This is a genomic window from Robbsia sp. KACC 23696, assembly GCF_039852015.1.
In the GTDB taxonomy this organism is placed as follows: Bacteria; Pseudomonadota; Gammaproteobacteria; order Burkholderiales; family Burkholderiaceae; genus Robbsia.
In genome coordinates, this window is record NZ_CP156628.1 from 422,667 (window position 1) to 442,213 (window position 19,547).

At 62.7% G+C, this 19,547-nt stretch carries 15 protein-coding genes; 9 read left to right on the forward strand and 6 right to left on the reverse strand.

Annotated elements, in window-relative coordinates; translation table 11 throughout:
• Nucleotides 1–170 precede the first annotated feature (170 nt).
• The 4 genes from ABEG21_RS23225 to ABEG21_RS23240 are packed head-to-tail and all read right to left on the reverse strand — an operon-like array spanning nucleotide 171 to nucleotide 3,500.
• Nucleotides 171–1,001, reverse strand: coding sequence for a PIG-L family deacetylase (locus ABEG21_RS23225; RefSeq protein ID WP_347558928.1), 831 nt, complete (start codon nucleotides 999–1,001; stop codon nucleotides 171–173).
• Nucleotides 998–1,810, reverse strand: coding sequence for a glycosyltransferase family 2 protein (locus ABEG21_RS23230; RefSeq protein ID WP_347558929.1), 813 nt, complete (start codon nucleotides 1,808–1,810; stop codon nucleotides 998–1,000). The genes ABEG21_RS23225 and ABEG21_RS23230 overlap by 4 nt, the downstream gene beginning before the upstream one ends.
• Entirely contained in the window at nucleotides 1,807–2,451 is a 645-nt protein-coding gene (locus ABEG21_RS23235; protein ID WP_347558930.1) for a class I SAM-dependent methyltransferase, read from the reverse strand. The genes ABEG21_RS23230 and ABEG21_RS23235 overlap by 4 nt, the downstream gene beginning before the upstream one ends.
• On the reverse strand, nucleotides 2,439–3,500 hold the full coding sequence (locus tag ABEG21_RS23240; protein WP_347558931.1) for an acyl-CoA dehydrogenase: 1,062 nt from the start codon (nucleotides 3,498–3,500) through the stop codon (nucleotides 2,439–2,441). The genes ABEG21_RS23235 and ABEG21_RS23240 overlap by 13 nt, the downstream gene beginning before the upstream one ends.
• A 485-nt stretch (nucleotides 3,501–3,985) precedes the next feature.
• On the opposite strand from ABEG21_RS23240, the gene ABEG21_RS23245 reads away from it, so the two are divergent.
• The 7 genes from ABEG21_RS23245 (at nucleotide 3,986) to ABEG21_RS23275 (ending at nucleotide 12,483) form a co-directional block, all read left to right on the forward strand.
• Entirely contained in the window at nucleotides 3,986–4,756 is a 771-nt protein-coding gene (locus ABEG21_RS23245) for an alpha/beta hydrolase (RefSeq protein WP_347558932.1), read from the forward strand.
• A gap of 457 nt (nucleotides 4,757–5,213) precedes the next feature.
• Nucleotides 5,214–6,053, forward strand: coding sequence for an ABC transporter permease subunit (locus ABEG21_RS23250; RefSeq protein WP_347558933.1), 840 nt, complete (start codon nucleotides 5,214–5,216; stop codon nucleotides 6,051–6,053).
• Nucleotides 6,050–6,886 carry an ABC transporter ATP-binding protein gene (locus ABEG21_RS23255; protein WP_347558934.1) on the forward strand — a complete coding sequence of 279 codons (837 nt, stop codon included), beginning with the start codon at nucleotides 6,050–6,052 and terminating at the stop codon, nucleotides 6,884–6,886. The genes ABEG21_RS23250 and ABEG21_RS23255 overlap by 4 nt, the downstream gene beginning before the upstream one ends.
• Before the next feature lie 56 nt (nucleotides 6,887–6,942).
• A complete protein-coding gene (locus ABEG21_RS23260; RefSeq protein WP_347558935.1) occupies nucleotides 6,943–7,971 on the forward strand; it encodes an aliphatic sulfonate ABC transporter substrate-binding protein in 1,029 nt (342 codons plus the stop codon).
• Between the two features lie 79 nt (nucleotides 7,972–8,050).
• Nucleotides 8,051–9,430: an NtaA/DmoA family FMN-dependent monooxygenase gene (locus ABEG21_RS23265; protein ID WP_347558936.1), complete on the forward strand. Its 1,380-nt coding sequence runs from the start codon at nucleotides 8,051–8,053 to the stop codon at nucleotides 9,428–9,430.
• A 45-nt stretch (nucleotides 9,431–9,475) separates the two neighbouring features.
• Nucleotides 9,476–10,744: an acyl-CoA dehydrogenase family protein gene (locus ABEG21_RS23270; protein WP_347558937.1), complete on the forward strand. Its 1,269-nt coding sequence runs from the start codon at nucleotides 9,476–9,478 to the stop codon at nucleotides 10,742–10,744.
• Nucleotides 10,745–10,794: 50 nt separating this feature from the next.
• A complete protein-coding gene (locus ABEG21_RS23275; RefSeq protein WP_347558938.1) occupies nucleotides 10,795–12,483 on the forward strand; it encodes a rhodanese homology domain-containing protein in 1,689 nt (562 codons plus the stop codon).
• 94 nt (nucleotides 12,484–12,577) lie between these two features.
• On the opposite strand, the gene ABEG21_RS23280 is transcribed toward ABEG21_RS23275, so the two are convergent.
• Together ABEG21_RS23280 and ABEG21_RS23285 are read right to left on the reverse strand one after the other, a co-directional pair.
• The gene (locus ABEG21_RS23280) at nucleotides 12,578–14,143 is read right to left on the reverse strand and encodes a UdgX family uracil-DNA binding protein (RefSeq protein WP_347558939.1); all 1,566 of its coding nucleotides are present in this window, start codon (nucleotides 14,141–14,143) and stop codon (nucleotides 12,578–12,580) included.
• A 7-nt stretch (nucleotides 14,144–14,150) separates the two neighbouring features.
• Nucleotides 14,151–15,488: a putative DNA modification/repair radical SAM protein gene (locus ABEG21_RS23285; RefSeq protein WP_347558940.1), complete on the reverse strand. Its 1,338-nt coding sequence runs from the start codon at nucleotides 15,486–15,488 to the stop codon at nucleotides 14,151–14,153.
• 213 nt (nucleotides 15,489–15,701) lie between these two features.
• On the opposite strand from ABEG21_RS23285, the gene ABEG21_RS23290 reads away from it, so the two are divergent.
• Together ABEG21_RS23290 and ABEG21_RS23295 are read left to right on the forward strand one after the other, a co-directional pair.
• On the forward strand, nucleotides 15,702–16,823 hold the full coding sequence (locus tag ABEG21_RS23290; protein ID WP_347558941.1) for a catalase family protein: 1,122 nt from the start codon (nucleotides 15,702–15,704) through the stop codon (nucleotides 16,821–16,823).
• A gap of 12 nt (nucleotides 16,824–16,835) precedes the next feature.
• Nucleotides 16,836–19,298 carry an FdhF/YdeP family oxidoreductase gene (locus ABEG21_RS23295; protein ID WP_347558942.1) on the forward strand — a complete coding sequence of 821 codons (2,463 nt, stop codon included), beginning with the start codon at nucleotides 16,836–16,838 and terminating at the stop codon, nucleotides 19,296–19,298.
• Nucleotides 19,299–19,547: the final 249 nt, after the last annotated feature.

A 19,547-nucleotide genomic window follows, 5' to 3' on the forward strand; every position in this document is an offset into this window, starting at 1 on the left:
GGGTAGTCACGGCAGGCCCGCGAAATCGGGCGACGGCCGGTGGATCGCACCGGCGCCTGCCATGATAACCGTCCTTTTTCAAGATGACGGCTATCGTGGCCCAGTGCGCAGAGTAAAGCGCCCGCGCCCACGGCAGGGTGACCGAATCATTACAGAGAAATGACAAGGCGTCAGGACGCGGCGTGGCTCGGCGAAATCGCCCAGAAACGTTCGGGAGCGTTCGCGTCGTCCAGCGCTGCCGCGCCAAGTGCGCCGAGCTGGCTGTCATAGGCGCGGATCGCCGTATGCTTGCACTGAAAGGCGGCGCGATCTGCGCCACCGTGTAGCGGTAACGACGCCCGACCCGTCGATCCGTTTGGTACATCGCGTGTGCCCCCGACGGCGGCGCTACTTGCTGGCCTCTGCCACCGCGCGGGCGTGGCGATGAAGTCGGCATGATGGAGCGCGACCAAGGCGCGCTGTAGCGCGCCGCCGATGCTCCGATACGGGACGTCCTCATAGGCGATCCAGGGAATCGCGCGGAGGACGGGCGCCGAGGCGCATCGGATCCAGGCGCGTCGGGCGCGGATATGGTCGCTGTGAAACAAGCCGAGGGGTACGATGATCAGGTCGGGGGCGAGGTTTTTCAAGACGGCCGCCAGGGCGCCGGCGTTGTCGGCATCGTCGCGTTCGATCTCATCGGCGGAAGGGGACGCTGGCAGATATTGGCCGTCGAGGCAATCCATATGCACGACGGCCGCGCCAAGCGACATCATCGCGACATGGTCTTCCTCGCGTCGGGCGCGGACCGCCTGCTCGGCGGAACCATAGCCACACTCCCGATCCCAGGCCGTGCTGAGGAAGGCGTCGGGCGGGGTCCCGGCAAACAAGGTGACGACCGTGGCGTCGGCGCAATCCGCGATCAACGCGCCGCAACTGAGCGCAGCGTCATCCAGATGCGGCGACACGACGACGACGCGTCCGAATGTCCCGAAAACCGGCTGATCGACGTCGAGACTCATCCGGGCACGCCGGAGGTATGCTCGATCGCCGTCAAAAACGCGGCAAAGCCGTCTGGCGCGCGTGCTTCGTCCCGGCCACTGGTGATGACGGACGGGCTGCCAGGACGCGCGATGACGGCGCCCATGGCTTCCAGAGCGGCGAGCAGTGCGACGTCTTCACTGGAGCGTAAAGGCGCGAAGCCGCCGGCGGCCAGATAGGCTGCCGTGGAGAGCCCGAGGTTGGCGCCGTGAACGTGGCGGTGGCCATCGATGCGCTGATAACCCGCTTCGTGGCGTACCATGCAGGCGGCGCTGCGCTGGGACCAGTCATCGACGGTGATGGTACCGCAGACCACATCGGTACCGGCATGGTGCCAACGACGATGGCTGGCAAGCCATTCGACGGGAACTGCGGAATCGGCATCGGTAAAAGATAGCCACTGGGCGCCGAGGCCCATTGCATAGGCCGCGCCCATCGCACGCGCCAGGCCGACGTTGCGATGCGCCGAGCGCAGGACGCGGCAGTCGTAGGCCGCGACGATGGATTCGGAGTCGTCGGTACAACTGTCGAGGACCACGATGACATCGACATGAACCCCTGCCAGGGAAGGATGCCGGATTGCTGCTCCGATGCTGTCAAGGCATCTCGGCAGCAGCAGAGCTTCGTTATGTGCTGGAATGACCACCGCTAGCGACGCCGTTTCGCCCAGCTTCACGGGCAGCGATGTCATCGATATCATCGCGGCGGCGCCATGTGGCGCTGGCTGGATCGTGCTCGCGCCACGCATACCGGTGGCGCCGTTACGGGATGTGTCGTAGGGGTCGTTCATGTTCGCAGCGCCTCGCTCTGCGCCACCGATTCCGATGACGTGGTCCAAAGGGAAAGACAAAAATCCGTGTCGAGATATTCGCCCAGCATCGGGAGTCCGATGAGTTTGTCGATATGCCGATGCAATTCGATACCAACGCGCGGCGCGCCCTCGAACGGATGGCGCCAGTGGCAACACACGACGGTCGCGTCCGGGAGCAATGTCGCTTTCAGCCGTCTGATCACCTCATTCAATGCGGCATCGCTCAAGTAGTAGGCGAGCTCACTGAGGACGATAAGATCGAAGCGCCCATCGGGCCAGTCCTTGCCGAGCGACATGACTTGCCAGCCGATATGGTTCGGCGTCTCGGGATGCGCCCGGGCAATGTCCAGCGCGGCTTGCGCGGTATCGCTGGCAAGTACGCGGTCGCATCGCGCCGCCAGCGCGCGCGTCAGCACGCCGGTTCCGCAGCCGGGCTCATATGCCTGGCGGTAACGCTGGCGCGGCAAGCTGGCCAGCAATAAGGCGCGCTTGCGCTCCTCATACCAGCCTTTTTCGATTTTCCAAGGGTCCGGGCTGTTCGCGTAGCACGCGTCGAAGTACCGCTCGGAGAAGCCGGGCTGCTGCTCGGTTTCCCGCGCGTGGATGCTTAGAGCCGCCATGACATCGCTCCCTGTCGGGCTTCGTCTGCCACGTGTTTGCCCAAGGCGGCCAGATCTTTTTCCGCATGGCTTTGCCGCAGAAATACCGGTAAATCGGCCATGCGCTTGGCGAAACCCGCTTCCTGGCACAGGGGCGCGGCACCGAGCGCGCGGGCGGCATGGTCGACGATCCGGCGCGCCGCGTCATCGGTAACGGTACGAGTCCGCAACGCCCAGGGATAGGCCGATGCCTGCGGTTGTGCATCGATCTCGCGCGCCGTCTCGCTGAGCAGCGCCCGGACCGAGGACAGCAGGCCGTCGATGGCACCGAGATGCATGGTTTTATAGGGATCGTCGCCGGCGCCGCGTGCGACGCGGGCGCCGATCGCACAGGCCGCGCCGAACCAGACAGCGGCAATCCCGACGCCCCCCTGCCAGAAACCGGGCCGATCGAGATAAGCATCGGGACCGCCAATTACGTCGGCCGGCACGTTGTCGAACCGTACCGTGCCGGTTTGCGTTTCCGCCATGCCGACGGCGTGCCAGCCGGCCGCGTCGTGCGCAATCCCGGCAGCGCGCATATCGACGAGTACCAGGTGCCGTTTCTGGCTGGCGCCACCGCCGAGCGGTGCGCGGGCAGGCCATGCGGTCAGGAGCGCCCAGTCGGCCAGATGCGCACCGGAGCACCAAGGCTTTCGCCCGTGCAAGCGGCCGTCATCGTCGATCAGCAATCGATCCAAGCCATTTTCCGCGGCCCAGACGGCGCCTAATCCTTCGGGCGGTGTCACGCCGGGGGCCAATTCCGCAAGGATCGCCCGTGCGTCTGTATGACTCTCGTAGAGCTTCGCCGCGCTCAGGTCATAAGCACCTACAACAGCGAGCGCGCGCCAGCGTGCCAGCGTTTGCCCTTGTCCCGGTAAGGGAATGCGATCCAGCCCGTCACGAATCCACGGTTTCACCGCGGTCAGTCGCCCATTCACGGACGCGTCGTCTGCTGGCGCTACATAGGCGTCGCTCGACAGCCGGCTTCCAAGCTCGGCTACCGCACGCAGCGCGGCACTGTTCGTCATCGCGCTATCCGATGCAGGTGCAACGCGTGGCAGCGCTGAATGCGCAACCGTTTGTGCTTTCGTATCCGGCGGAAGCGACGATATCCTCTCCGGTGCTCTGAGTTCGGCTAATTCGGTCATATAGGCCATTTTCCAAGGCAAAGTCGCGATGCCGTCCGCATGCCAATCGGGGGCGGAACCGGCGGGGAACGTGATGGACGCCTGAAATGCGTGGCCGGGGCCGTCGGCTAGCGGGATCGATACGTTGTAATTCTTTCAGAGCAATTAACGGGCCCGGCTTAGAGGCGGATGCGAGGATAGGCGTTGTGGCCATGTCGTCAAAGCCGCAACCTGCGGGTCAGGTCAAACCCAGCGGGCGCGCGCGATACAGCGCGCATTCACGCAAGCGCCCGCCCTTGCTCATTAGCAAATCACTATTCCTTCCTTCCACGCTGCCGCGAAACGCGGCAGTCTTACAAATCTCGAAGCCGTTGCGGAGGCGGACTATGCCCAGCCCACATTCAGTCACTCCACGTATACCCGGCGTTGCGGCCCGCTCGACCTTTCTCGACAGGGCCGCGCCGGGCCGGTTGGACAGCGCGCAGCGTGGCCGTCACGGCGATGGACGTACGTCGACCGACGCACTGCGTGATGGCAAGACCGCCGTCACCGTATTGATCGTACCGGGCTTGCACGGCAGCGAAGACGCCCACTGGCAAAGCTGCCTCGAACGAACGATGCCGTCGGCGCGGCGCGTCATTCAGCGCGATTGGGCGCGGCCCTCGCTAAAAGAGTGGAGCGAACGGGTCAGAGCAGAGATCGCGATAGCGGCGGCGGAGAGCGATGCGCCGATCGTCCTGGTCGGGCACAGCTTCGGCTGCTTGACCATTGCGGCAGCGTTGCTGGAATCCGGCGCCGCTTGCGGCGATCAAGGGCTCGACCGCGTTGCCGCGGCCTTATTGGTCGCGCCGGCGAACCCTGCACGATTCGACATCGATCCGTCGCGTCTGCGCGCCGCCTTGCCGGTGACGTCGGTCACCGTCGGCAGCGAAAACGATCCCTGGATGCCTTTCGACGCGGTCCGCCAATTTGCGCAGGCCTGGGGCAGCAGCTTGATCAATCTCGGCAACGCAGGACATATCAATGTCGCGTCCGGATTCGGCCCCTGGCCGCTCGGGCTGGAGTTGACGGATATGTTGTGCTGGCAGGCGCGGCGGGATGCGAGCACCGCCACGCAGAGGCCGACGCGCGACGCGTCGCTGACGCACGCGGCCTAGAAACGCAGGCAGCGGCGCATCGTGTCGCCGGCCTGGAATGCGGGTGTTTCCGCGTTTCACTATCGCTACGAAAGCTGATCCCGTGATGTCTATTGCAGAATTTCGGGTTAGCAAAGCGAAAACGACCATTTGCTAACGAAGCGATGGCACGTTTTAATCAAGCCTTTCGCGCTGCCGTGCATAGCGCAGCCGCAGTCGATTTCTTCGATCGATTCCCTTTTTATCTCACAAGGTGATTCACCCGATTTCCGGGTGAATGACGGCGGTCGTCTGGCGCTTGTCGACAGACGAGGTCACGCGATTGAGGCGGTGTGCCTGGCGGGTGACTTGCGGTGGCGGCATGGCAGGGCGCCTTCGTGCGCGACGCGTACTTAGCGCGACATTTTTAATAGACGGTGACGCAGCACGCGCGGCTCCTTGCGTGTCGAACGACATCCATTCGGAAACGAGAATACTGATGACGGATCTCACCACGTCGCTACGCGACTACGCGCCGGAAGTGGCAAGCCGCAAGGGCCCTTCCCGGCAGTCCTTCTACTGGCTGCTGTCCTGGGCCGCGCCAGTCGTGCTCGTGATCATCTGGGAAGCGGCAGCACGCGTCGGCTGGCTTTCGCCGCAGGCTTTGCCCGCGCCAAGTCGGGTGTTGGAAACCGCATGGGGTTTGGCGAAGACCGGTGAATTGTTCGTCGATCTCGGCGTCTCGCTATTGCGCGCGACGATCGGTTTCGCCATTGGTGGGACGGTGGGCTTCATGTTGGGCGTGGCCGTCGGTTTCTCGCCATTGGCCTATGCCTTGTTTGATCGCACCGTGCAAATGGTACGCGCCGTGCCTTTCCTCGCATTGCTCCCGCTGGTGATCGTGTGGTTCGGCGTGGGCGAAGTCGCCAAGGTCTTCCTGGTGGCGCTGGCCGTCTTGTTTCCGATCTATATCAATACGGTGCTGGGCATCCGCCAGATCGATCCGAAGCTGATGGAATTGGCTAAGGTCAGCAATCTGAGCTGGTCTGCTGTCGTGCGTCGCATCATTCTCCCCGGCGCGATGCCGTCGATCCTGACCGGCGTGCGTTACGCGCTGGCCCATGCCTGGCTGGCGCTCGTGATTGCGGAAACGTTGGCGACGCAGCAGGGTATCGGTTTCCTGGCGATGGATGCGCGCGAGTTTCTGCAGACCGATGTGATCGTGTTGACGATCGTCATTTATGCGGTGATCGGTGTCGTGGCGGATGCCTTTGCGCGTTTGTTGGAAACCCGACTTCTGGGATGGCATCCCAATTTTGCGAAAGGAGCACGGCGATGAGTCAGGCTTCGTTTTCTTCGAGCGAGACGGTGGAAGGCGTGCGTCACGGACAGCGTCCGAACGGTCAGGGCGAGCACGCCACGGACACGGCGGCGACGGTGGCGGCAATAGGCGCAGACGAGCGCTTCGCCGATACGCCGCTGGCGGTATCGGTCACGGGACTGCGTCGACACTACGGCGATCGGGTCGTGATTCGTGCGCTGGACCTGCGGATTCATCAGGGCGAGTTTGTGGCCTTGCTGGGCGAGAGCGGTTGCGGCAAGACAACCTTATTGCGCGCGCTCGCCGGGCTCGATCGTCCCGATGCCGGGCAGATCCGTGCCACGGACCGGCCGTCGGTCGTCTTTCAAGAGCATCGTTTGCTGCCGTGGGCGCGCTTGTGGGAAAACGTCGTGCTCGGGAACGAGAAGACCGTCGGGCGTGCCGGTGCGGAGCAGGCCCTGGTCGAAGTCGGTTTGCAAGGTCGCGCCGATGACTGGCCACGCAATCTCTCCGGTGGTCAATTGCAACGCGTTGCCCTGGCACGGGCCTTGGTGCGGCATCCGAAATTGCTGTTACTCGACGAGCCGTTCGCGGCACTGGACGCGTTGACGCGTATCAAGATGCACGGGCTAGTGAAAGAACTGGTGGCACGCCATCAGCCGGGCGCCTTGATCGTCACGCACGATGTCGATGAGGCGATCACCGTGGCGGACCGCATCCTCGTAATGCGAGCGGGGCGGATCGCCGCCGCCTATCATCCGGCCGCCTATGCGGGAGAGGGCCGTCGGCAATCGCTTCGGCAGGCGCTATTGGATGCACTCGGTGTTCATGTGGCGCCGGCGCTGCATTGACGGTTTCAATGCGCACGACAGGTGCGCAATCCCATAAAAAAAAGGAATGAATGACAATGCAGGACTTTATTATCGGCCGGCGCCGCGTGCTGCGCACCGCGGGTGGTTTGTTGGCGGGTGCCGCGGCTGTGGGGTCGGGGTTGATCGCATCGGGCGTGACGCCGGCGTTTGCCGCCGACGCGCCGCGAAAGCTGACGCGCAATACGGATAAGGTGCGGATCGGCTGGGGCCATGGCAGTTTGTCGATGCTTGCGATGCAGAGCGACACCTTCAAGAAATCGCTCGCGGAAAAAGATATCAAGGTGGAATGGGTCGGCCCGTTCCCGAACCACGCCCCGTCAATGCAGGCTGTTGTGGGCGGGAGCGCGGACTTCGGATTCTGGGGATCGACCACCCCGGCGCTGGCCGCGATGTTGGCCGGATCGCCCTTGGTCTTCAACGCGTTCAATATCTATTCGCCCCGTTCGACCGCGATCATCGTCAAGAAGACGAGCGGTATCAACTCGGTCAAAGACCTGGTGGGCAAGACCGTGGCGGTGAACCGTTCCGGTCTGGGCGAGTTTCTGTTGGTGGCGGCGCTGGAGCAAAACGGGATCGATCGTTCGAAGGTCAATATGATCTATCTGAACCCGCCCGATGCCGCGCCGGCTTTCGCACAAGGCAAGATCGACGCATGGTCGATGTGGTCTCCGGCAGTCGATATCGCGCGCTTTGGCAACGATGCGAAGGATATCTTCAACGAGGGGCGCGATCTGAAATTCCTGATCGATTTCAACTCGCTGGTGACGCTGCGCAAATTCAGTGAAGAGAACTCGGCACTGATCCGTGCCGTGCTCGACGCGTACTACACGGTGGGGCAATGGCAATCGGCGCATCCGGCCGACTCTGAGAAGATCCTTCAGGCCGAAGGGAAATATCCGGACGAGGTGCGCGATTACCTGACGAGCCTGAAACGGGTCAACCATTTCTACGAAGCCGACGATCCGGATTTCAACAAGCAGTTCCAGCGTGCGGCAGATTGGCTGGCGGACCGCAAAATCATCCGCTCGCACGTGAAGGTCGCCGACTATTGCTATCGCGTCTAAGCGAACCCGCATTCCACAGACCGCTGCCGTCGTAAGCGCCGAGGTGCGCCGCCGAGCGGACAACATTCGGAAATCGATCATGTCAAAGCCACACATCCGTTTGGGCGTCAACGTGCTTGCTTCGGGGCGCCATGACGCGGCCTGGAAAACGTTTGACGACAAGGCGGCGCTGTCCACCGATATCGACCATTTCGTCGCCATCGCCAAAGCGGCGGAGCGCGGTTTGCTCGACGCGATATTTCTCGCCGACAATCCCGGCGGCCTCGTCTCCGAATCCTACACGCGCCCCTGGCGCGCCTTGGATCCGGCGGTACTCGTCTCGCATCTGTCGGCGCATACGCGACATATCGGTCTGGTATGTACGACCACCTCGCTGTTCGGTCATCCGTACACGATCGCCCGCCAGATCGCATCGATCGATCACGTCAGCCGCGGTCGCGCCGCGTGGAACGTCATCACATCTCAAAATCCACCGGCTTTGCATGCCTATGGCGTGGACAAAGGCTGGGACCAGGCCGAACGATACGAGCGCGCCGAGGAGTTCGTGCAGATCGTCACGCAATTCTGGGATAGCGTGCCGGAAGGTTCCGTCGCGGCCGACGTGGAGCGGACCGTGTATCTGGACCCGTCGCGGCTGCGGAAACTGGATTACGAAGGGCGTCATTTCCGTGCGCGCGGCGCGTCTTCCGTGCCGGAAACGCCGCAAGGACGCCCGGTGATCTTCCAGGCGGGGCAATCCGCCGACAGCCGGGCTTTCGGCGCACGTTACGCCGATGCCTTGTTCACCGGTCAGCGCGTGCTCGACGGCGCGCGGAGCTTTTATTCCGAGGTGAAAGGACTGGCGACGCGTTACGGTCGCAATCCCGATCATCTGCTTGTCATGCCCGGGCTGTTTCCGATCCTCGCGTCCACCGACGAGGAGGCGCAGCGCCATAAGCGTCGGCTCGACGATCTGTTGGACTCCGTGGCCTTGCGAGAGGAGCTGGCACGTCACCTGGCCGTCGACGCCGCGCTGCTGGCCGATCTCGACGCGCCGATTCCGTATCGGGAAACGGAGGCCAACGAGCATCTGGTGCCCACCGCGTCGCGCTGGCATCGCAAGGAGATGCTGAAAGAAGCGAAAGCGAATGGCTGGAATATCCGCGCCTTGCTCTTCTCGAATATCACTGGCGGTCATCGGATCTTCGTCGGAACACCGGAGGGATTTGCGGACGATATGTTGCATTGGGTCGATACGAAGGGTGCGGACGGCTTCAATTTGAATATCGACGTGCAACCGACCGGCCTCGATCTGATTGCCGACGAAGTGATCCCGGTGCTACAGCGGCGCGGGCGCTTCCGTACCGCGTATGAAGGGCAGACCTTACGGGACAATTTGGGATTGCCGCGCTTCGAGGCGGCGAACGTATCGCCCGACACCACCCCCTATTTCGCGCGTGAACTCGCGGGCGCCGCCTGATTCAGTCACGGACGCCCGAGCCTGCGTGAATATCTCGAAATGAATATGTCGACATCCTCCTCCTCCTCCGACGACGCGAAGCCGTCGGCCGCGTCGCCGTCGAACGCGTCACTGACTTCGTCGCTGTCCGACACATTGGGCTTGTCCCCGCTGATCGAGCGTATCGCGCGCGGCGCGGCCGAGCGCGAATTCGCGCAACGCTTGCCGCACGAGGAAATCGCCGAACTCAAAGCGGCAGGTTTTGGGGCCCTTCGGCTCGCTGTGGAAGCAGGCGGTAAAGGCACATCGCTGACGGACCTCTTTACCGTCGCGCGTGACATCGCGGCCGCGGACTCCAATATCGCCCACGCTTTCCGCAATCATTTGTTTCAGGTGGAAGCGGCGTTGCGGCGTGCGGACCATCCTTTCCATGCCAAGGTACTGGCCTTGGCAGGCGCGCATAAAACGGTTGGTTTGAGCTTTACCGTGACGGATTCACCTGCCGCCGGGGCGCGGCCGACACGGGTGCTGTCGCGACTCGAATGGAACGATGCGCGAGGCAGTTATACCGGCTCGGGCGTGAAGGTCTATGCCACCGGCAATCTCTATAACGATGCCTTTGTCGGCACGGCTATCGAGAGCCGCGAGGGGAAGACCGTCCAATACGTGTTGGATCGCGGCCCGGGTGTCGGCAACGAGGACGACTGGCAGGGCTTCGGTCAACGCGCCACCGGTTCCGGTACCGCGACGTTCGAATCGGTGACGGTTCCGGCATCGCAGACCTATCCGCCGGACACGCCGGACCGCGAAGGGGCCGCACCATGGAAGTTCACCTTTCACCAGGTGTATCTGACGAATTGCATCGCTGGCATCGTGCGACGCATCGCCTTCGATGCCGTCGAGGTGCTGCGTGGAAGGGGTCGCAACTTTTACCACGGGGAAAACGCGCACCCGGCGGAAGAGGCCGTGTTGCAAGCGCAGCTCGGCCGTATTCGCGCGTATGCCGCGAGCATCGAGGCGACGATCGATCGCACCATCGCCGCGCTGCAGCGCGCCTGGGACGCGATCGGCACCGACGCTGAATACGATGCGGTGCTGGCCGCCTCCTTGTCGGCGGCGGAAGCGAAGATCGTCGTCGATGATCTCGCGCCGCAAGTCGCCAGTTGGCTGATCGATCTCGGCTCCGGGTCCGCGGTATCGCGCCGGGCGGGGTTGGATCGACATTGGCGTAATATCAAGGTGATTGCTTCTCATAATCCGCGTCTCTACAAGGAACGCTTCCTCGGTCAGAATCGTCTGGAAGGGCGCCTGCCGCCCACCGGCGCATTTTTCTGATCCTTGCCGCGCGTGCCGCTTCCGGCCCCTATTCTTCGTTCTTATTGCTCATGACCGATTCGCTCCACTCCACCGCCGCCAGGCGCTTTCCCTTCCTCGACGCCGAGGCGGTTCGTGCGCACCTGCTGGCACGCGAGGAAATCCTGTTGGCCGATCTGCGCGAGGAGGACCCTTATGCAAAGGGACATCCGCTATGGGCCGCCAATTTTCCGTTTGGCAAGCTGGAGTTGGAGGTACGTCGCCGGGTGCCGCGTCGTGATGTGCTGATCGTACTGTATGGTGAAGATGCGCACCGAGACCTGGCGCCGCTGGCTGCTGCGAAGTTCGAGGTGTGGGGCTATACGAATGTGCACCTGCTCGAGGGGGGATTGGCGGCGTGGGAGGCGAAGGGATATGAAACATTTATCGACGTCAACGTGCCGTCGAAGTCCTTTGGCGAATGGGTAGAGTCGCGTCGACACACGCCGCTGTTGCCGGCCGAGGAGGTGCGACGCCTGATCGATTCCGACAAGCCGCCGGTGATCCTGGACGCGCGCCGCTACGACGAATACAACACGATGAGCATTCCGTCCGGCATTTCCGTGCCGGGCGCGGAACTCGTATTGCGCGTACGTGAGCTCGCGCCGGATCCTGAAACGACGGTCATCGTGAACTGCGCGGGCCGGACCCGGTCGATTATTGGGACGCAATCGTTGATCAATGCGGGTATTCCGAATCCGGTTGCCGGATTGCGCAATGGCACCATCGGATGGACGCTGGCGGGTCTGACGTTGGACAAGGGCGCGAGCCGTCGCTATGCGGAATCGCGGCCGGAAGTCCGTTTGGCGGCGCAGGCCGATGCTCGCGCCGTGGCCGAGCGGGCCGGGGTTCGACGGGTTTCGCTCGATGAGGCGGCGGGTCTGGCGCAGCCTGGCGGCGCTGCGGTGCGCACCGTCTATCGCGTGGATGTGCGCAGCGCCGAGGAATATCGGGACGGGCATCTGCCAGGCTTTATTAACGTGCCGGGTGGCCAGCTGGTGCAGGAAACCGATCACACGGCGCCGGTGCGCGGTGCGCTGATTTTATTAGCGGACGACGATGGCGTACGCGCCGATATGTCGGCATCCTGGTTGGCGCAGATGGGATGGGAGGTCTACGTCATCGATCCGGCCGATGCCGCGCATCGTGCGCAACGGCGGGAAACCGGCGATGTATCGAGCGAATCGATCATCGCGCCGGAAGTGGCGTTGGTGGACGCTCGGCAACTGGCGACTTATCTGGAGAGCGGCGACGGTCGTACCGTCGTGCTCGACGTCACGGCGTCGGCCAACTTCGTCAAGGGACATATCCCGGGGGCATGGTTCGCCCTGCGCGCGCAACTCGCCGGTGCGCTGAAAACGCTGGATGCCGCCGGCGTGGCGCCGGAGCGTTATGTGCTGACCTGCGGCACGAGCGCTTTGGCGCGCCATGCGGCGGTCGATCTGCAAGCGCTGACCTCCGCCGATGTGTATGTATTGAACGGCGGCACCCAGGCGTGGCGTGAGGCCGGGCTGCCGGTGGAAACGTCGGCGGCCAACGCCGGGTACGACGCGACCCAGGCCGTGCAGGCGCGCTTCGCCTCGCCGCGAACGGATCGCTATCGTCGGCCGTACGAAGGCACCGACGCGCCGCGCGAAGCGATGGAAGCCTATCTTGAATGGGAATATGGACTGGTCGCGCAGTTGGAGAACGATGCCACGCATTTCTTCACGGTGATCTGATCGACGTGGGCGCGCAGTGTGGCGCCCCGACCATTTTCATGGCATGACGAACAGTTTCAAAACAATGCGCGCTGCTCTGCGCGCAACGCGGGACCTACCGAGATAAGGTCAGCGCAATCGCCAGCGCTTCGGTCAAAGCGTTTTCGGCCTTGTCGCGGACGTCCGCATCGGGCGCGCGCAAGACATACGAAGGATGATAAGTCGGCACGATCCACAGGCCATCCAGTTCGAACGGCGTGTTCAGAATTTTCGAAAGCGACAGACGGCTGCCGGCCAGTGAGGCCAGGGCGGTGGCGCCGAGCGCCACGACGACGCGCGGCTGGTTCGCGGCGATCTCTTGTTCGAGCCAGTGATGACACGCCTCCACCTCGCGTTGCGCCGGGGTTTTGTGGAGCCGTCTCTTACCGCGCGGCGTCCATTTGAAATGCTTCACCGCGTTTGTCAAATAGACGGTATCGCGCGCGATACCGGCACGCTGCAGGGCGCGATCCAGCAATTGACCGGCGGGCCCGACGAAGGGCCGACCCGCCAGATCCTCCTGATCGCCGGGCTGCTCGCCAACCAGCATTAGGGCCGCCTGCGTCGGGCCGCTGCCCGACACGGCTTGCGTGGCATGCTCCCATAGCGCGCAGCGCCGGCAGGCGTCGAGATCGTGTGGCGTGTCGCGTTGCGGTTGCGCCGCGTCCGCCGACACGGGAATAATCCTGCCGTGTGCGCCACGCAAGGCGCCGGCTTGCCCATGGCGCTGTTGGCCCGTGGAGGCCGCCGCGGCGAGTTGCGGGATGAGGTCGCCCTCGGGCAGATGTTTCCAATACCGCGCGGGCAGGTGTTGGCGGGTCAGGGCGAGATTGACTCGCGCCGGATTGAAAATGCTCCGATAGTAGGTCCGCCACAACGCTTCGGCGTCGTCTTCTTGTTGCGGCGGCGGCAGACGCGGAGTCCAATCGAATGCGACGCTTTGTCCATCGTGGCGCGCCAGCCCGCGGGGTGATGCGATGATCCAATGTGCCCGTCCCAAGCGTTTCTCGAAATAATCGACGAGCGGTTCGAGGATGTCGTGCTCGGGCGTAAACCACGCCATCAATACGGGCGTCTGATCGGGTCCCCGCGCTTCTTGGAACCGCATGAAGGCGCGCCAATGATGGTATTCGCGCGACACGTCGCGGACGAGGCGTACCAAACGCGCGCCATCGACGTCGCCGGGAAGCACCGCCGAATGATCGCCGTGCGCGTAGCGCCAGATCACGCGGTACAGAAAGGCCCAGCGTCGTGGCTCGGCATGGCGCGCCGCCGCCCGCAACTGTTTCAATGCTTCTCGGGATAGGGAGAAGCGGGCAGCGCGGACGCCTGGCGTCTCGCTGACCGCCGCGATTTCCTCGAATAGCGAGCCATTTATCGCCGCGCTCAAATCGCGCGGGGCAGGAGGACGATCGGCATCATGCCCGGTGTCGGATGCGTCCGGCGCGTCGGATGGGCCATGCCCCGCGCCAATCGCGGGCGACGTGCTGTCGTCGCGTGCACCGGCTCCGTTGCGTGTTTCGCCTCCGCGTGCCGTCGCCATACGCCATTCCACCAACGACGGATCGACGTTTGCCGCGATCAGATCGCGTGCCGCAGATCGCCAACTGGCGAAGTCATTCTCGATTGTGACGATGCGCACGTCAGTGTCACCACAACGACGCTTGTACCGGGACCTGCGTGGCGGCAACCGCAACGGCCTGTCGCAAGGCGGCACTGCTCTGCTCGCTATTGCGAGGGCGCCAGTCATCGACAACGATAAACGCACGGGCGTTTTTGAGCCCACACCGCAGACGGACGAGATCGTCGTAGCGCAGCCGCCGTTGCTGCCGCAAGGCGACGATGCGTTCCGCATTGCGTAGGCCGATGCCGGGAACACGGGCAATCATGCCGCGCTCGGCCCGATTCAGATCGACGGGAAACAGCTCGCGATGCGTCAGGGCCCAGGCCATTTTCGGATCGACATCCAGTGCAAGATCGGCCTCTTTGCCCATGATCTCGTTCGATGTAAAGCCGTATTGCCGTATCAGAAAATCAGCTTGGTAGAGACGATGTTCCCGCCGCAAAGGCGGCGGCGCGAGCGGGACGCTGCCGGGGCTGTTGGGAATGGGGCTGAAGGCGGAGTAATAGACGCGCCGCAAGCGATACGATTGATACAGTGTCTCGGCCGTCCCGAGAATCGTCCGGTCGTCGGCCTCGTCCGCGCCGACGATCATCTGCGTGCTTTGACCGCCGGGCGCGAAGCGGGGCGGCCGAGCGCGCGCCGCAGGATTCACCCGTGAGGCGGCGACGGCGCGCGTCACCGGTACCGATGCCGGCGTGCTGTCCACATGAGGCGATGTGCCGACGTCTGCCGTGCCGGAAGCTGCCGTGTCGTCCGCCGTTACCAATTGCCGATGGCGGATGCGCGCCATGGCTTTGCGGATCGTCCCGAGATTTTTCTCCGGTGCGAGACGCGCGATCGATACAGCGGTAGGCAGCTCGATATTGACGCTGAGACGGTCCGCGTAGCGGCCGGCGAGGTCAATCAATTCCGGCGCTGCGTCAGGGATCGTCTTCAAATGGATATAACCGCGAAATTGGTGGTCCTCGCGCAAACTCCGCGCGACTTCGACGAGTTGCTCCATCGTGTAGTCGGACGAGCGGATCACGCCGGAGCTCAGAAACAGCCCCTCGATGTAATTGCGCCGATAGAAATCGAGGGTAAGCCGGACGACATCCTCCGGCGCGAAGCGCGCGCGCTGCACGTCGCTGCTTCGCCGGTTAACGCAATATTGGCAGTCGTACAGGCAGAAATTGGTCAGGAGCACCTTTAGCAGCGAGACGCAGCGGCCGTCCGGCGTATAGCTATGGCAGATGCCCTGACCAGTGGTTACTCCCATCCCTTCCTTGCCGCGCGAATCGCGTCCGCCCGCGCCGCTGCTGGCGCAGGAGGCGTCGTATTTGGCGGCGTCGGCGAGGATTTCCAACTTCTTAAGTCGATCCATGATCGTTTGCACCGATACTGTACATATATACAGTATCGGTGCAAACGGCGGGGTCGGCAAGGTTTGTTGTGTAACAGCCGCTGTTGGTTCGGCCAGGAGCGAAGCGCGGTCGGTCGCTCATACCTAACCGTTGCCCCGGGAACACGAATTGCGTCGGCATTGAAAATCGCATACTGCGAAACGTTTTTTTAAAAATACAAAAAGAGGTTCCCCATGACCGCATTGCACCCGATTCGCTTTCAACCTGACATGGAAGTCGTTCCGGAAGACGAAGCGCAGACGACGGCAGAGTTGATCGAAGCGCTGCACACCATTCAAGCCATTACGACGGAAGACTATCCCACCGCAGTGCGTTCGGTCCACGCCAAGAGTCATGGGATCGTCAAAGGCACCGTGCAGGTACTGGACAACTTGCCGCCGCAGCTTGCGCAAGGTTTGTTCGCCAAGCCCGCCCACTATCCGGTGGTCATGCGTTTCTCCACGAATCCCGGCGACATTCTCGACGACCGGGTTTCGACGCCGCGCGGACTGGCGCTTAAAATCATGTTGCCCGACGACGCAGCCACCGAGGGTGGTGTGGCTGCCGGGCTCGACGGCACGTTCAGCCAGGATTTCGTGATGCAGAACGCGCCGAAGTTCACGGCGCCGACGCCTAAGGCCTTTCTCGGCAATCTGAAACTGCTGGCGAAGACGACCGACAAGGCCGAGGGTCTGAAGGTGGCCTTGTCCGCCGTGTTGCGCGGAACAGAGTCCCTAATCGAGAAGGTCGGTAGCGAGAGCGGCGCCATTAAAAGCATGGGCGGTCACCCGATGACGCACGTGCTGGGCGAAACGTTCTACACGATGGTCCCGCTTTTATATGGCGAGTATTACGGGAAGGTATCGGTCGCGCCTGTGTCGCCGGGCCTGCAGTCCTTAACCGACCAAGCCGTTTCTTTGAAAGACAATCCGGATGGATTGCGCGCCGCCGTCGTTGCATTCTTCAGCCAGAACGATGCCGAATGGGAAATACGGGTGCAATTGGCCGCCGATCGGGAGCAGTTTCCAATCGAAGATGCGTCGCAAGAATGGCCTGAGTCGGTCAGCCCATATGTCGCTGTCGCGCGGATCACCGTGCCGAAACAGGACGCCTGGTCCGCCGAAGTGGAGCGCAGCATCGATCAATGCTCGGGCTTTTCGCCCTGGCACTGCCTCAGCGCGCATCGCCCGCTCGGCGGCATCATGCGTTCGCGCAAGCCCGCATATGAGGCGTCGCAGCGCCATCGCTTCTCCGCAAATGGTTGTCCGTTCGCCGCGGCCGCTGCTGCGAAAAACCCGACGCAAACCCCCGACTGATCCGAGGCATTCATGTTGAAAGACGATCTTCCAGGCGACGGATTGACTCCTCACGGCAGCACCGGTAACGGCGACGCGCCGGAATCGCGCGAGCAGCGCGTCTCGCCTTCGGACAAGGCGCGTGGCGACGCCGACGCCAGTGCGCACGCAGACAACGTTGCCGGCGGCTGGGGATCGATGAAGGCGGTGACGCAGATTCTTCGGCAAGAGCACGTCTTGATGCGCGGCGCCAAATTGCTGCTGAAGCAGAACAAGCCCGATGGCTTTCAATGCGTCAGTTGTTCCTGGGCGAAGCCCGCCGACCCGCACCTCGCCGAGTTTTGCGAGAACGGCGCGAAAGCCACCGCCTGGGAAATCACGGACAAACGCGCAACGCCCGATTTTTTTGCGGAGCACACCTGCGCCGAGCTCGAAGAATGGGGCGATCTGGCGTTGGAAGAGCAGGGCCGGTTGACGGCCCCGCTGCGCTGGGACCCGGCAAGCGACAAATATGTGCCGGTATCGTGGCAGCAGGCGTTTGAAGAGATCGGACGCGAGTTGCGTGCGATCGCGCCGAACGACGCCGTGTTCTATGCGTCCGGGCGCGCCTCGCTGGAAACATCGTATATGTACCAGTTGCTGGCGCGGCTTTATGGCACCAACAACCTCCCTGACAGCTCGAATATGTGTCACGAGACGACCTCCGTCGCGCTGCCGCCCGTGATCGGCGTACCAGTCGGGACGGTGGGTCTCGATGATTTTGAGAAAACCGACTGCATCCTGTATTTCGGTCATAACGTCGGCACCAACGCGCCTCGGATGTTGCACCCGTTGCAAGAAGCCCGGAAGCGCGGTGTGCCGCTGATCGCCTTTAATCCGGTGCGCGAGGCGGGGCTGATGCGTTTCGTCAATCCACAGTCTCCAGCGGAAATGCTGGTACCGGGCAACGACACCGCCATCAGCTCCCAATATGTGCAGTTAAAAATCGGCGGCGATGCGGCGGTGATCCTGGGCATGTGCAAGGTGATCATCGAGGCCGACGATGCGGCGCGGAACGCTGGCACCGATCGCATTATCGACACCGCATTTATCGATACGCACACGCACGGCTTCGAGGCGTTCTCGGAACAGGCGCGCGGGGCGGATTGGACGGAAATCGCGCATCGCAGTGGCGTTACGCGCGCAGAAATCGAAACGGCCGCGCACACTTATATGCACGCGCGCACGGCGATGGCCTTTTATGGGATGGGACTGACGCAACATCGCAAGGGTGTCGATACGATCCAGCTGTTGGTCAATCTGCTGTTGTTGCGCGGCAATTTTGGCAAGCCTGGTGCCGGCATTTGCCCGGTTCGCGGGCACTCCAACGTTCAAGGACAGCGCACGGTCGGCATTACGGAGAAGCCTGAACTGGCACCGTTGGATGTCTTGGCGAAGCAATTCCACTTCGAGCCGCCCCGGGATAAAGGCTTGGATACCGTGGGCGCATGCGAGGCGGCGATAGAGGGCCGGCTGAAGGCTTTCATTATGTTGGGCGGCAATTTCGTGCGGGCCATTCCCGATACGGGCCGGATGGAGGCAGCATGGAAGAAGCTGCGATTGACGGTAAATATCGTCACGAAGTTGAACCGCAGTTGCCTGATGCACGGCGAGGTGTCGTATATCCTCCCCTGTCGTGGACGAATCGAGATCGATCGCCAAGCTGGTGGTGAACAGGCTGTCTCGATCGAAGACTCCACCGGATGTTTTCATGGATCGCGAGGATTCGCCGAGCCGGCTAGCCCGTTATTGCTGTCCGAACCGGCGATCGTGGCAGGCATTGCGAAGGCCACATTGCCGCCGAATGCGGTCGATTGGGACGGCTGGATAGGCGATTACGCACGAATCCGCGATGCCATCTCGGAAACATTCCCCGCCATCTTTGCGGACTTCAATCAACGCTTATGGCAACCCGGTGGTTTCCATCGACCCTTGCCGGTTGCGGAAAGGAGTTGGAAGACGCCGAACGGGAAAGCAAATTTCACCGTCGTCTCGCAATTGGCGGCCGATCCCGATTTGCCTGCGCTGGCGGACCCGTCGATCCTGCAGTTGATGACGACGCGCGGGGACAGCCAGTTCAACACTACGGTCTACGGCATGGATGACCGGTTTCGCGGCGTCTACGGCACGCGCGAGGTGATATTGATGCATGAAGCCGACATTGCAGCGCGCGGCTTGGTGCCGGGCGATCGCGTGAACGTCGAGACAGTGGCCAATGATGGCGTGACGAGACGGGTGACCGGCTTATCGGCGCGCGCCTTCGATATTCCTCGCGGTTGCGCGATGGGCTATTACCCCGAGCTCAATGTCTTGATCCCGTTGTGGCATCACGCCGAGGGTAGTCATGTCCCGGCCGCCAAGTCGATCTCCGTCAGGGTGGTGAAGCAGTCAATGATGAGCGATGTCGCAGCGGCAGAGGAAACCCCGGACATGACGAAGGAGGCAGATGTCGTCTGATCCTCCCTCTATGACGAATCCCTGAAGTCGAGTAAACGGTAAGGCGCAACAATACGCCGTGGATCGCCACAAAAAGCAGAGTGCGGCATATCGCCGCACCCTGCTTTTTGTTTGCTGCAATCTCACAAACATGGCAGCAAGTCGACAATCGGCGGCGTTACAGGATGATTTTTGACACGACCAAGCGTCTACGCAAACGTTTGGGCAATGCAGGGTTGTGCCATAAGGCGTCCCGCCGTTCGCCGGCTT